General features: G+C 49.9%; 14 protein-coding genes, 1 pseudogene and 1 other annotated feature. Of the genes and pseudogenes, 9 read left to right on the top strand and 6 right to left on the bottom strand.

Annotated features, from left to right (window positions below; all coding sequences use genetic code 11):
* Positions 1-13: 13 nt before the first annotated feature.
* The 3 genes from WBL83_RS16895 to WBL83_RS16885 all read right to left on the bottom strand — a co-directional run bounded on the left by WBL83_RS16895 (position 14) and on the right by WBL83_RS16885 (position 2883).
* Complete coding sequence (locus WBL83_RS16895; RefSeq protein ID WP_424590239.1) at positions 14-979, bottom strand: glycosyltransferase family 2 protein; 966 nt, start codon at positions 977-979, stop codon at positions 14-16.
* Positions 980-1099: 120 nt separating this feature from the next.
* Positions 1100-2017, bottom strand: coding sequence for a LysR substrate-binding domain-containing protein (locus WBL83_RS16890; RefSeq protein ID WP_424590238.1), 918 nt, complete (start codon positions 2015-2017; stop codon positions 1100-1102).
* Positions 2018-2055: 38 nt separating this feature from the next.
* Positions 2056-2883: an SDR family oxidoreductase gene (locus WBL83_RS16885; RefSeq protein ID WP_424590237.1), complete on the bottom strand. Its 828-nt coding sequence runs from the start codon at positions 2881-2883 to the stop codon at positions 2056-2058.
* 197 nt (positions 2884-3080) lie between these two features.
* Here WBL83_RS16885 and hisL point away from each other — a divergent pair, with 197 nt between their 5' ends.
* The 9 genes from hisL (at position 3081) to hisIE (ending at position 10316) form a co-directional block, all read left to right on the top strand.
* Positions 3081-3131, top strand: a complete 51-nt coding sequence (gene hisL / locus WBL83_RS16880) for a his operon leader peptide (protein WP_270145743.1) — start codon at positions 3081-3083, stop codon at positions 3129-3131.
* Positions 3107-3229 (top strand) — a sequence feature (His leader region). (Overlaps the previous gene by 25 nt.)
* A 36-nt stretch (positions 3230-3265) precedes the next feature.
* Positions 3266-4165: an ATP phosphoribosyltransferase gene (gene hisG / locus WBL83_RS16875; RefSeq protein WP_424590236.1), complete on the top strand. Its 900-nt coding sequence runs from the start codon at positions 3266-3268 to the stop codon at positions 4163-4165.
* Between the two features lie 4 nt (positions 4166-4169).
* Complete coding sequence (gene hisD / locus WBL83_RS16870) at positions 4170-5477, top strand: histidinol dehydrogenase (protein WP_424590235.1); 1308 nt, start codon at positions 4170-4172, stop codon at positions 5475-5477.
* Positions 5474-6556 (top strand): histidinol-phosphate transaminase, encoded by a 1083-nt coding sequence (gene hisC / locus WBL83_RS16865; RefSeq protein ID WP_424590234.1) that lies wholly within the window; start codon positions 5474-5476, stop codon positions 6554-6556. The genes hisD and hisC overlap by 4 nt, the downstream gene beginning before the upstream one ends.
* Complete coding sequence (hisB, locus tag WBL83_RS16860; protein ID WP_424590233.1) at positions 6553-7620, top strand: bifunctional histidinol-phosphatase/imidazoleglycerol-phosphate dehydratase HisB; 1068 nt, start codon at positions 6553-6555, stop codon at positions 7618-7620. Before hisC ends, hisB begins: the two co-directional genes overlap by 4 nt.
* Positions 7620-8210 (top strand): imidazole glycerol phosphate synthase subunit HisH, encoded by a 591-nt coding sequence (gene hisH / locus WBL83_RS16855; RefSeq protein ID WP_424590232.1) that lies wholly within the window; start codon positions 7620-7622, stop codon positions 8208-8210. Before hisB ends, hisH begins: the two co-directional genes overlap by 1 nt.
* 5 nt (positions 8211-8215) lie before the next feature.
* Positions 8216-8953, top strand: coding sequence for a 1-(5-phosphoribosyl)-5-[(5-phosphoribosylamino)methylideneamino]imidazole-4-carboxamide isomerase (hisA, locus tag WBL83_RS16850; protein ID WP_424590231.1), 738 nt, complete (start codon positions 8216-8218; stop codon positions 8951-8953).
* Positions 8935-9711 (top strand): imidazole glycerol phosphate synthase subunit HisF, encoded by a 777-nt coding sequence (gene hisF / locus WBL83_RS16845; RefSeq protein WP_424590230.1) that lies wholly within the window; start codon positions 8935-8937, stop codon positions 9709-9711. Before hisA ends, hisF begins: the two co-directional genes overlap by 19 nt.
* Positions 9705-10316, top strand: coding sequence for a bifunctional phosphoribosyl-AMP cyclohydrolase/phosphoribosyl-ATP diphosphatase HisIE (gene hisIE, locus WBL83_RS16840; RefSeq protein ID WP_424590229.1), 612 nt, complete (start codon positions 9705-9707; stop codon positions 10314-10316). Before hisF ends, hisIE begins: the two co-directional genes overlap by 7 nt.
* Before the next feature lie 69 nt (positions 10317-10385).
* On the opposite strand, the gene wzzB is transcribed toward hisIE, so the two are convergent.
* The 3 genes and pseudogenes from wzzB to WBL83_RS16825 all read right to left on the bottom strand — a co-directional run.
* Positions 10386-11381 (bottom strand): LPS O-antigen chain length determinant protein WzzB, encoded by a 996-nt coding sequence (gene wzzB / locus WBL83_RS16835; RefSeq protein WP_424590295.1) that lies wholly within the window; start codon positions 11379-11381, stop codon positions 10386-10388.
* A 257-nt stretch (positions 11382-11638) separates the two neighbouring features.
* Positions 11639-13048 (bottom strand): NADP-dependent phosphogluconate dehydrogenase, encoded by a 1410-nt coding sequence (gene gndA, locus WBL83_RS16830; protein ID WP_424590228.1) that lies wholly within the window; start codon positions 13046-13048, stop codon positions 11639-11641.
* Between the two features lie 144 nt (positions 13049-13192).
* Positions 13193-13467, bottom strand: a pseudogene (locus WBL83_RS16825) (phosphomannomutase CpsG); the annotation flags it as partial.

Here is a 13467-nt window from a genome sequence, read left to right as displayed (position 1 = left end):
TCGATTTAAGCTATTATTTATTGTGATTATCTTTATCAACCGAATCTACATTTAACTGTGCCACTTTAAAACGCAAATCTTCAAGAAGTTTTCTATTGGCTGAAAGCAAATCAGTAACGAATGCAATCAATATGGTTTGAAAACCCATCCCCATTAATACCGAGGCTAGAATTAAAGACTGTACATACCCATTGCCATCTCCTGTTAAGAACTTAAACAAGAAACGAACACCAATTAGGAAACCGGTGAAAAATAAAACAGCACCAATAGTGCCAAAAAAACGGAAAGGACGATATATGACAAATATTCGAATAATTGTTCCGATGCTGCGCTTGATATATGAAGTAATACTTTTAACTAATCGAGATGGTCGTAAATCATCATTAACACGAACGGGAACTGAAGTGATGGTAATATTTTTTTGCCCCGCCTGGATTATCGTTTCCAGCGTATAGGTATAATCATTGAAAACCATTAATTTTTGTGCCGTGGCACGAGACATCGCTCTAAAACCGCTAGGTGCATCTGGTATGTTAGTTTGGCTGGCGACTCTTACAACCCAACTACCTAATTTTTGGAGACATTTCTTCACCGGCGAAAAATGTTCAATTGCAGCAATTGGACGTTCACCAATGACCATCTCGGCACGATGTTCGAGAATCGGCTTTACAAGAGCGGGAATATCCTCCGCACAATATTGATTGTCTGCATCCGTATTTACGATAACGTCGGCACCTAGCTGTAAACAAGCATCCAATCCGGACATAAATGCTCTAGCTAACCCTTTGTTGCCCGTATGTTTAATGACATGGTCAACGCCATTTTTCCTGGCCACATTGATGGTTTCATCTTCACTACCATCGTCAATAATTAACCACTCGACCTTGTCAAATCCGGTTACCTGCCTTGGTAAAGCATTCAGTGCAATTGCCAGTGTATCTGCTTCATTAAAGCAGGGAATTTGTATGATCAGCTTCACTTCCCGACACCCTTATCCGCCATAATTTTTTGTTCACGCATTCTATAGTATCCATTAAGCAATCGCCCTGAAAAATTAGCAGAAATAATTACTAATGAGTAAATTTCGATCAACACTATTTTATCCAGTTTCGCTGCCTAAATAGATACGCGATATCGCCGCATTGGAGGTGATTTGCTCCCGCCACCACTCGCTGGCAAGGCCTGCGGTTTGCTCGTTCCAGCCAATCCAGACCGGGACAAAAGGCACATGGGAAATGACTTGTTTTTCGACCAGCACCCCGCTTTCGATAAAACGTTGGGCCATGTAACGCGGAACATAGCCGCAGCCAATGCCACTGATCTGCAATTCAAGTTTAGTTTTGAAATCAAAGACGGTGATTGCGTCCTGATCTTCGAGTAAATGCATCGATCGCGAGGGTTCAAGGCGGGAGGTATCCCCCACGATGACGGCGCGGCTGCGTTTTATCACGCGGCGATTTAACGGCTCTTCAGCGGCAGCCAGCGGATGATGCGGCGCGACGACAAACACGCTCTCAAGTTGGCCAAGTAAAGTAAAACCGAAGCCGCTGATTGATGGCGGGTCGCTCATGGCACCCACAATAATATCGGCCCGCCCTTCGGTAAGCGCTTCCCATGAACCGCCTAAGACGCCGTTGATGAATTTCAGCCGTGTCACGCTGTAACTTTTGTAGAACGCTTCGATAAGAGGGGTCAGTAACGAAAAAGGAAACGAATCGTCCACACCGATAACCAGTTCGTTTTCCCATCCCTGATGAAGCTTGATGGCTTGCTGTTCAAGTTCACGCACGGTATGCAGCACTTCGCGACCTTTTTCCAGCAGAAGCTGGCCCGTTCGCGTAAAACGCGCCCGGTGGCCTGAGCGATCAAGGATCTGAATATTGAGATCGTTTTCGAGTTTTTGGACGGTGTAACTGAGCGCGGAAGGCGTTTTGAAGAGCTTTGTTGCCGCCGCAGCAAAGCTCCCTTCTTTATCGAGGGTATCGAGAATTATCAACACATCCAGCAGTGGTTTCATACTCGTTCCCTTCGGTCACGAGCAATGCCCCACAGCGGTTACTGCATGGGCATTACCAGCGGGTTTGGATACTGATATTCAAACCCAAGTTCATTACAAATACGGTTGCCATCCACCAGCTTACCGTGGCCATTTTGTCCTTCCGTTCTGAACGCTGGCACATCAAGGTTCATCTGTCGTGCCATTAGAGTGTAGAACTCAGCGCGCGAAGGGTGATCTGGCGCACATAAATTATAGATGTGACCGCCCTTCGGAGCCTGTAACAACAGCGTAATGGCTGATATGACATCTTCCAGATGCACCAGGTTGACGCCATGGGCGCCATTTGCCACATCGGTTTTACCGGCTAAGAAGCGTCCTGGATGGCGTTCCGGCCCAACCAAACCCGCCAGACGCAGAATATCGACTGACGTTCCTGGTAAATCATGCAACCAGGTTTCCAGCTCTTTCAGTACGCGGCCGCTGGCGGTTACCGGCTCCAGTGGCGACGTTTCTTTCACAACTCCTTCTCTTTCACCATATACCGAGGTGGAGCTGGTAAAGATAATACGTGGAATATCGTGAGCTAACGCGCTATCGACAATTTCCTGCACCGCTTGCAGATAGAAATCGTCGCCTTCACCCGTACGGCGCGCGGGTAGCGTAATCACCAGCGCATCAACATCCAGCAGCGCATCGAGATCGTCACTATCGCAGATCAGTTCAGGCGTCAGCTGCAATTGATAGCTGTCGATCCCACTCATTCGCGCAGCTTCTACACCGTCGAGTGTGGTTTTACTGCCTGTCACTTGCCAGCCACGCGCTGATAAAGACATCGCAAGCGGCATTCCCAGCCACCCTAACCCGACAATCGCAACCTTTTTCATGCCTTCTCTCCTGGATTGCAGCATATCTCTCTGCTGCACTTTTTAGCCCTGTAATAAGGCTACGCCACGTTAGGTCAACTGACAATCAGTGGCGCTAAACAGAATATTAATTGAGAGGCAAAAAAGCCCTTGCGCTGAAAGGCGAATTTGGTTTACGTTAAAAGCACATCATGAATAAACATTCATACGAGAATTTTATGACACGCGTTCAATTTACTAACCACCATCATCACCATCATCCTGACTAGTCTTTCAGGCGATGTGTGCTGGGAGACGAAAAGATCTTCCAGTGGTGCATGAACGAGTCAATAAGCCCCCGGAAGATTTCTTCCGGGGGCTTTTTTTTGGACGTCAGACAAGAATTAATTAGGGGAAACCACCAATGTTAGACAACAACCGTTTACGCATAGCTATTCAGAAATCGGGCCGTTTAAGCGATGACTCACGCGAATTGCTCGCACGCTGTGGCATAAAAATTAATCTGCACACGCAGCGTCTGATTGCGCTTGCGGAAAATATGCCCATCGACATTTTGCGTGTTCGTGATGACGATATCCCTGGGCTGATTATGGACGGTGTGGTGGATCTGGGCATTATTGGCGAAAACGTGCTGGAAGAAGAGTTGCTGACGCGCCGCGCTCAGGGCGAAGACCCACGTTACTTCACGTTGCGTCGCCTTGATTTCGGTGGCTGTCGCTTCTCACTGGCCATTTCCGTTGATGATCCATGGGATGGCCCGGCGAGCCTCAACAATAAACGTATCGCCACCTCTTATCCGCACCTGTTAAAGCGCTACCTTGATGGTAAAGGTGTGCAATTTAAATCCTGCTTGTTAAACGGTTCAGTTGAAGTGGCACCACGTGCCGGTCTGGCCGATGCCATTTGTGACCTGGTTTCTACGGGTGCAACGCTTGAAGCCAACGGCCTGCGTGAAGTTGAAGTGATTTACCGCTCTAAAGCCTGCCTGATTCAGCGCGACGGTGAAATGCCTGCTGGCAAACAGCAGCTTATCGACAAACTGATGACCCGTATTCAGGGCGTGATTCAGGCTCGAGAATCAAAATACATCATGCTGCATGCACCGAGTGAGCGCCTGGACGAGATTATTGCCCTGCTGCCGGGTGCTGAACGCCCAACCATTCTGCCGCTGGCTGGCGACCAACAACGTGTCGCGATGCATATGGTCAGTAGCGAAACCCTGTTCTGGGAAACCATGGAAAAACTAAAAGCGTTGGGTGCCAGTTCCATTCTGGTGTTACCAATTGAGAAGATGATGGAGTAACACCATGGCAAACTTCAATACGTTGATTAACTGGAATGAGTGCGACGCGGCGGCACAAAACGCATTGCTGACGCGCCCGGCGATTTCGGCGTCGGAAAGCATTACCCGCACAGTCGCCGACATTCTGAATAATGTGAAAACCAACGGCGATGCGGCATTGCGCGAATACAGCGCAAAATTCGATAAAACCATCGTGGCACACCTCAAAGTTAGCGACAGCGAAATTGACGCCGCCGTAGCCCGTTTGGGTGGCGAGATTAAAGACGCCATGGCGGTCGCGGTGGCGAACATCGAAAAATTCCACGTCGCGCAGCAATTGGCGACGGTGGATATCGAAACGATGCCTGGCGTGCGCTGCCAGCAGGTGACTCGCCCGGTTGCGTCTGTCGGCCTGTATATTCCTGGCGGTTCAGCGCCGCTGTTTTCAACCGTATTGATGCTTGCCACGCCCGCTCGTATTGCAGGCTGCAAAAAAGTGGTGTTGTGTTCTCCGCCACCGATTGCTGATGAGATCCTGTATGCCGCCAAACTTTGTGGTGTGCAGGAAGTGTTCCAGGTGGGCGGCGCACAGGCGATTGCCGCGCTGGCACTGGGCACCGAAAGCATTCCGAAAGTGGATAAAATCTTTGGACCAGGCAACGCTTTTGTCACCGAAGCAAAACGCCAGGTCAGCCAGCGTCTTGATGGCGCGGCCATCGACATGCCAGCCGGTCCGTCAGAAGTGTTAGTGATTGCCGACAGTGGTGCCACGCCAGATTTCGTCGCCTCCGACCTGCTGTCACAAGCAGAACACGGCCCGGATTCACAAGTCATTTTGCTGACGCCAGACGCGCAAATGGCGCAAGCCGTAGCCGAAGCCGTAGAACGTCAGTTAGCTGCACTGCCACGAGCTGAAACGGCGCGTAAAGCTCTGGAAAGCAGCCGTCTGATTATTGCTCGCGACCTTGAGCAGTGTATTGAAATCTCTAACCAGTACGGCCCGGAGCACCTGATTATTCAGACGCGTAAAGCCCGCGATCTCGTCGATTCCATTACCAGTGCCGGTTCAGTATTTCTCGGTGACTGGTCACCGGAATCCGCAGGTGACTACGCTTCTGGTACCAACCATGTTCTACCGACCTACGGTTACACATCGACCTTTTCAAGCCTTGGGCTGGCGGATTTCCAGAAGCGCATGACGGTTCAGGAACTGTCGCCACAAGGTTTCTCAAGCCTTGCTAAAACCATTGAAACGCTGGCTGCTGCTGAGTTGCTGGATGCCCACAAAAACGCTGTTACCCTGCGCGTTGCTGCGCTGAAGGAGATGCAATGAGCATTGAAGAGTTAGCCCGCGAAAACGTCCGTGCCCTGACCCCTTACCAGTCGGCTCGCCGTCTGGGTGGTAATGGCGATGTGTGGTTGAATGCCAATGAATACCCGACTGCGGTTGAATTTGAACTGACGCAACAGACGCTGAACCGTTATCCGGAATGCCAGCCAAAACGGGTGATTCAGCGCTACGCAGAATATGCAGGCGTGAAACCTGAGCAGGTGTTAGTCAGCCGTGGCGCAGATGAAGGTATCGAACTACTGATTCGCGCCTTCTGTGAACCAGGCAAAGATGCCGTGCTTTACTGCCCGCCGACTTACGGCATGTACAGCGTGAGCGCCGAAACCATTGGTGTGGAATGCCGCACCGTGCAGGCTCTGGAAAACTGGCAGCTCGATTTACCCGCCATCGCAGAAAATCTTGATGGCGTAAAAGTGATTTATGTCTGCAGCCCAAACAACCCGACTGGCCAGTTAATTAATCCTCAGGATTTACGTGTCCTGTTGGAAATGGCACGTGGCAAAGCGCTGGTGGTGGCGGATGAAGCCTATATCGAGTTTTGCCCGCAGGCATCACTGGCTGGCTGGTTAAGCGAATATCCGCACCTTGTGGTTCTGCGCACGCTTTCAAAAGCCTTTGCTCTGGCCGGTCTGCGTTGCGGCTTTACGCTGGCAAATGAAGAAGTGATTAACTTGCTGATGAAAGTCATCGCGCCTTACCCGCTTTCCACGCCGGTTGCCGATATTGCCGCCCAGGCATTAAGCCCGCAGGGAATAAATGCGATGCGCGAGCGCGTGGCGGAAATACTTGTTAATCGACAGTATCTGGTCGCTGCGTTGCAAGACGTTGACTGTGTTGAGCAGGTTTTCGACTCTGAAACCAACTACGTTCTGGCTCGTTTCACCGCTTCAAGTGCGGTATTTAAATCTTTGTGGGATCAGGGCATTATCCTGCGTGATCAAAATAAACAACCATCATTAAGCGGCTGCCTGCGTATCAGCGTCGGCACCCGTTCCGAGTGCGAGCGCACCATAGCTGCGTTACGTGAACAACCCGGCCTTGCGGCCACGGAGGGCGTGTGAGCCAGAAAACTCTTTTTATCGACCGTGACGGCACCTTAATTTCCGAGCCACCTTCAGATTTCCAGGTGGATCGTATGGATAAACTGGCCTTTGAGCCTGCGGTGATCCCTGCCCTGCTGCAACTGCAAAAAGCGGGCTACAAACTGGTGATGATCACCAATCAGGACGGTTTGGGGACTGACAGTTTCCCGCAGGCAGAATTCGACGGCCCGCACAACCTGATGATGCAGGTGTTTAGCTCGCAGGGCGTGAATTTTGACGATGTGCTGATTTGTCCGCATTTACCGGCAGATAACTGTGATTGCCGTAAACCTAAAATTGCGCTGGTGAAGGGTTACCTGGAAGAAGGTGTGCTGGATAAGCCGAATAGCTACGTGATTGGCGACCGTGCAACCGACATCGAACTGGCAGAAAACATGGGCATTCAGGGTTTACGCTACCACGGTGAAACACTGAACTGGCCGATGATCAGTGACCAACTGACCAAACGTGACCGTTACGCGCACGTTGAGCGTGCCACCAAAGAGACGCAAATTGATGTGCAAGTGTGGCTCGACCGTGAAGGTGGCAGCAAAATTAACACCGGCGTCGGTTTCTTTGACCACATGCTGGATCAGATTGCCACCCACGGTGGTTTCCGTATGGATATCAGCGTGAAAGGCGACCTGTACATCGATGATCACCACACTGTAGAAGACACCGGCCTTGCGCTAGGCGAAGCGCTGAAAATCGCGCTGGGTGACAAACGCGGCATTACCCGCTTTGGCTTTACCCTGCCGATGGACGAATGCCTGGCTCGCTGTGCGCTGGATATCTCTGGCCGCCCGCACCTTGAATATAAAGCGGAGTACAACTTCCAGCGTGTGGGCGATTTGAGCACCGAGATGGTCGAACACTTTTTCCGTTCGCTCTCGTACACCATGGGCGTGACTCTGCACCTGAAAACCAAAGGTAAAAACGATCATCACCGTGTCGAGAGTCTGTTTAAAGTCTTTGGCCGCACACTACGCCAGGCGATTCGGGTTGAAGGTGACACACTGCCCTCCTCAAAAGGAGTGTTGTAATGGACGTCGTGATCCTTGATACCGGTTGCGCCAACCTGCATTCGGTAAAATCGGCCATTCAGCGCCACGGCTATGAGCCCGTGGTGAGCCGTGACCCGGACGTGGTACTACGCGCCGATAAACTCTTTTTACCCGGTGTTGGCACCGCTCAGGCAGCGATGAACCAAATCCGCGAGCGTGATCTGGTCGAGCTGATTAAGGCCTGTACCCAACCGGTGCTGGGAATTTGTCTCGGAATGCAGTTGTTAGGCTCGCGTAGCGACGAAAGCAACGGCGTGGAAATGCTCGGCATTATTGAAGAGCCGGTGCTGAAAATGGTCGACTACGGTTTGCCTTTGCCGCACATGGGCTGGAACCGCGTGTATCCCAAAGCAGGTGACCGCCTGTTCCGTGGCATTGACGATGGCGACTATTTTTACTTTGTGCACAGCTATGCGATGCCGGTGTGTGCCAATACCATCGCGCAGGCCAGCTACGGCGAAGCGTTCACCGCTGCAGTGCAAAAAGATAACTTCTTTGGCGTGCAGTTCCACCCGGAACGTTCGGGTGCCGCAGGCGCAAAATTACTGAAAAACTTCCTGGAGATGTAAGCACCATGATTATTCCCGCTCTCGATTTAATAGACGGCACAGTGGTGCGCCTCCATCAGGGGGATTACGATCAACAGCGCGATTACGGCAACGACCCGTTACCCCGTTTGCAAGATTATGCCGCACAAGGTGCGAAGGTATTACATCTGGTGGATTTAACCGGGGCAAAAGACCCGGCAAAACGACAAATCCCCCTGATTCAAACACTGGTTGCCGGCGTTAACGTGCCGGTGCAGGTTGGCGGTGGCGTACGTACTGAAGAAGATGTTGCGGCCTTGCTGGAAGCGGGTGTGGCACGCGTCGTTATCGGCTCAACCGCGGTTAAATCGCCAGAAGTGGTGAAAGGCTGGTTTACCCGCTTTGGCGCAGATGCACTGGTGTTAGCGCTGGACGTACGCATCGACGAACAAGGCAATAAACAGGTCGCGGTGAGCGGCTGGCAAGAGAACTCCGGCGTCACGCTCGAAGAGCTGGTAGAAACCTATCTCCCGGTTGGACTCAAGCACGTACTGTGTACCGATATTTCACGTGACGGCACGCTTGCGGGTTCGAATGTGTCGCTGTATGAAGAAATTTGTGCACGTTTCCCGCAAGTGGCGTTCCAGTCATCCGGCGGCATTGGCGACATTGACGATATTGCCGCATTGCGCGGTACTGGCGTACAGGGTGTGATTGTTGGTCGAGCACTGCTGGAAGGAAAATTCAACGTAACGGAGGCGATCTCATGCTGGCAAAACGGATAATCCCTTGCCTGGATGTGCGTGACGGGCAAGTCGTGAAAGGTGTGCAGTTCCGCAATCATGAAATCATTGGCGATATCGTGCCACTGGCACAACGTTATGCCGCTGAAGGCGCCGACGAACTGGTGTTCTACGATATCACTGCGTCAAGCGATGGCCGCGTGGTGGATAAAAGTTGGGTGTCACGCGTTGCCGAAGTTATCGACATTCCTTTCTGCGTGGCGGGTGGCATCAAGTCAATTGAAGATGCTGCGCAAATTCTCTCTTTTGGCGCAGATAAAATTTCTATCAACTCCCCTGCTCTGGCCGACCCGGAGCTGATTACTCGTCTGGCTGATCGTTTTGGTGTGCAGTGTATTGTGGTTGGGATCGATACCTGGTTTGATAGCGAAACCGGGAAATATCACGTCAATCAATATACCGGCGATGAAAGCCGTACGCGTGTCACGACGTGGGAAACGGTTGCCTGGGTGCAGGAAGTGCAAACGCGTGGTGCCGGGGAAATCGTACTCAATATGATGAACCAGGACGGCGTACGCAACGGCTATGACCTGGAGCAGTTAAAGAAAGTGCGTGAAGTTTGCCATGTCCCGCTAATTGCCTCGGGCGGTGCGGGAACCATGGAACACTTCCTCGAAGCATTCCGGGATGTGGATGTCGACGGCGCGCTGGCGGCATCGGTATTCCATAAGCAGATTATCAATATTGGTGAGCTGAAACTTTTTCTGGCTCAACAAGGTGTGGAGATAAGAGTGTGTTAACACAAGAACAAAGAGCAAAGCTGGACTGGGAAAAAACCGATGGACTGATGCCGGTCATCGTCCAGCATGCCGTTTCAGGTGAAGTGCTGATGCTTGGTTACATGAACCCTGAAGCACTGGCGCAGACTGAACAAAGCGGTAAAGTGACATTTTATTCGCGCACTAAACAACGTTTGTGGACCAAGGGTGAAAGCTCCGGTAATTTCCTCAACGTCGCCAGTATCGCGCCAGATTGCGATAACGACACGCTGCTGATTCTGGCCAACCCAATTGGGCCAACCTGCCATCTCGGCACCTCAAGCTGCTTCGGTGAAACCCACCACGACTGGCACTTCTTGTATCAACTTGAGCAACTGCTGGCCTCGCGAAAAAGTGCCGATCCTGAGAGTTCCTATACCGCGAAGTTGTATGCAAGTGGAACCAAGCGCATTGCTCAGAAAGTGGGTGAAGAAGGCGTAGAAACCGCACTGGCGGCGACAGTGAATAACCGGTTCGAGCTGAAGAACGAAGCGTCGGATTTGGTTTATCACTTGCTGGTGCTGTTGCAGGATCAGAAGCTGGATTTAAGCGCGGTGATTGAGAATTTGCGGGAAAGACATAAGTAGATTTCGGGGAAGTTCAGATGTGAAAAAGGCCGCAAAAGCGGCCTTTTTTATAACTATCGTAATGAGTACTTATACTACAGGCTTGTAGTTACGCAATGCGTTACGACCAAGCACAACACCAGAGCCCAGAATCAGACCCACCAACGCACCCAGCACCAGTGTCAGACCCTTTTTCGGGCTATCACGGTGAATAGGTAAGCTTGGTTTCATCACGTAGCGGAAGGCGTAAGTGGTGTCAGGCTTAGATTTCAAAGCATTGATCGCTAACAAGGTTGAACGAGCATTAAAATATGAGTCATCAAGAGGTAATGGACGCGTTGCTTCATTCTTGATGATTGATGAAAGCGCATCGCTACCCAATACGAACAAGGTATCTTCAGACAACGTTTCAGCCTGCTGAACCAGGGTGTTTTTGATGTTGGATTGCTGCGCAACAATCAATGCCTGATTCAGGATTTCCAGACGTTTGTCTTTCTTTTCCTGAGCAATTTTCTCTTTGGTTGCCAAATCGACTTTCAGATCTTCAACTTTTGAGGTGATGCTGGTTTGCAAGTCATCATCAAGTTCAGTGACAACACGTTTATTGATCTGTTGAATATAAGTAGTGAGTGTTTTTTGCGCTTCTGCAGCACTTGTCGCTACATAGCTAACTTTTAATGGCACCGGTTGATCTTTAACAGATGGTTCAATTGTCAGTTTCTCAGGCTTCTCCTGATTATCTAATTGTTCAGAGAGAGCTGATAATGCTGAGTTAAAACGCCCGAAGAAACGCTGTTGAATCTCTACTACTGAAGGTGCGCTGGATGGATTCTGGCTGTAAAGTACATTCATAGCATTATTATAATTAGCAATTTGACCAGAGTCAGGCAACGTAATAATTGCTTCTGAAGACCATTTTTCTTTAGCAACGAAGAGATAGATAACTGTGAGGATAACCGCTGCAACAGCAAAAGCGATGATTGTGCCTTTTCCTTTCCACAATTGCATTACAATTTCTAATAAATTAATGGATTCAGTTGAATCATTGTAGTTCTTACCCACCACTATATTGTTATCCTGGTTCATGATTACCCTAAAAATTTGTTCGTCTTTCATCAATGGTTAGTCGACGAAAGTGTAGTTGGTAACAAAAGAAAATACCTGATTTAAAGGAAGCACTTTTCTTGAATAAGAGTAAGAATTATTAGCAAAAATTGCAGCCAATCAATTTCCCAACACCCACTATATATTTTTTCTACAAAATAAAACCACCAGGTAAATCTCAAAAAGACCCTCTAGTGGGGGTCTTTTTTTATTTTACCAATAAAGACAATCTCTATAAATTAATCTAACCACTCCGTATGGAATACACCTTCTTTATCAGTGCGCTTATAAGTATGCGCGCCAAAATAGTCACGTTGTGCCTGAATCAAGTTTGCAGGTAACACAGCGGCACGGTAGCTATCGTAGTAAGAAATGGCTGCGGAGAAGGTCGGTGTTGGGATACCGTTTTGTACTGCGTAAGAAACCACATCACGAAGTGCTTGCTGATACTCATCGGCAATCTTCTTGAAGTAAGGTGCTAACAGCAGGTTTGCAATCGCTGCATTCTCTGCATACGCATCGGTAATTTTCTGCAGGAACTGTGCACGAATGATACAGCCAGCACGGAAAATCTTCGCAATCTCACCGTAGTTGAGATCCCAGTTATTCTCTTCAGATGCCGCACGTAGCTGTGAGAAGCCCTGAGCATAAGAAACGATTTTACCCAGGTACAAAGCACGGCGTACTTTCTCAGCGAACTCAGTTTTATCACCAGCAAACGGCTTAGCCTGTGGGCCACTCAGTACTTTAGATGCTGCAACGCGCTGTTCTTTCAGAGAAGAGATATAACGTGCGAAAACAGATTCGGTGATCAGAGACAGCGGTTCGCCGAGGTCAAGCGAGCTCTGGCTTGTCCATTTTCCGGTACCTTTGTTAGCGGCCTCATCCAGAATCACATCAACCAGATAGTTACCATCTTCATCTTTCTTAGTGAAGATATCTTTGGTGATGTCAATAAGGTAGCTATTCAGCTCACCCTTGTTCCACTCTGTAAAGGTTTCTGCCAGTTCTTCATTGGTCAGATTCAGGCCGCCTTTCAGCAATGAGTAGGCTTCAGCGATTAACTGCATATCACCATATTCGATACCGTTGTGAACCATCTTCACATAGTGGCCAGCGCCATCAGCGCCGATATAAGTCACACATGGTTCGCCGTCTTCTGCAACAGCAGCGATCTGCTTCAGAATTGGGGCAACCAATTCGTACGCTTCTTTCTGACCGCCAGGCATGATAGATGGGCCTTTCAGCGCGCCCTCTTCACCACCGGATACACCAGTACCGATGAAGTTGAATCCTTCAGCAGACAGTTCACGGTTACGACGAATGGTATCGTGGAAGAAGGTGTTACCACCATCAATCAAGATATCGCCTTTCTCAAGATAAGGCTTCAGGGAGTCGATGGTTTTGTCCGTGGCCTCACCAGCCTTAACCATCAATAAGATACGACGCGGAGTTTCAAGGGATTCAACAAACTCTTGCACGGTATAGTAAGGAACCAGCTTCTTGCCCGGGTTCTCAGCGATCACTTCTTCTGTTTTATCGCCTGAACGGTTGAACACGGAAACGGTATAGCCACGGCTTTCAATATTCAGCGCAAGGTTGCGCCCCATTACTGCCATACCTACGACACCGATTTGCTGTTTGGACATTACAAACTCCTGTCTAATGAAAGTTACTACGACTTCAACGCCGTACTAATGTTGTCTTGATGTTAACTCAGGTTTGTAGGGTGTGGGTAGAGTTTGATCTGCTCTAATGGCCTGCTGACGAACTATTATTCAGAGTCTACAAAATTACTGAAGTAGCAATTTCATAATTTCAGCCGTTTTCTGTTCCATCAATTTAGTGTCCCCGCGCGATTCCACGTTCAGACGCACCACCGGCTCGGTGTTGGAGCTGCGCAGGTTAAAGCGCCAGTCGGCGAACGCCATGCTCACGCCATCGGTGTGATCCACTTCCTGCGCGTGCGGGGCAAAATGCTGCTGCACTCGGGCGATGGCGACTTTCGGATCCTGCAGCTTGCTGTTGATTTCACCGCTCGCCGGCCAGGCCGCCATACGGTCGCGCA

Origin of the sequence: Buttiauxella sp., assembly GCF_049686335.1 — a bacterium.
GTDB lineage: Bacteria > Pseudomonadota > Gammaproteobacteria > Enterobacterales > Enterobacteriaceae > Buttiauxella.
The sequence above is the reverse complement of the archived record's forward strand: the minus strand, read 5'-3'. Positions and strand labels throughout refer to the sequence as shown.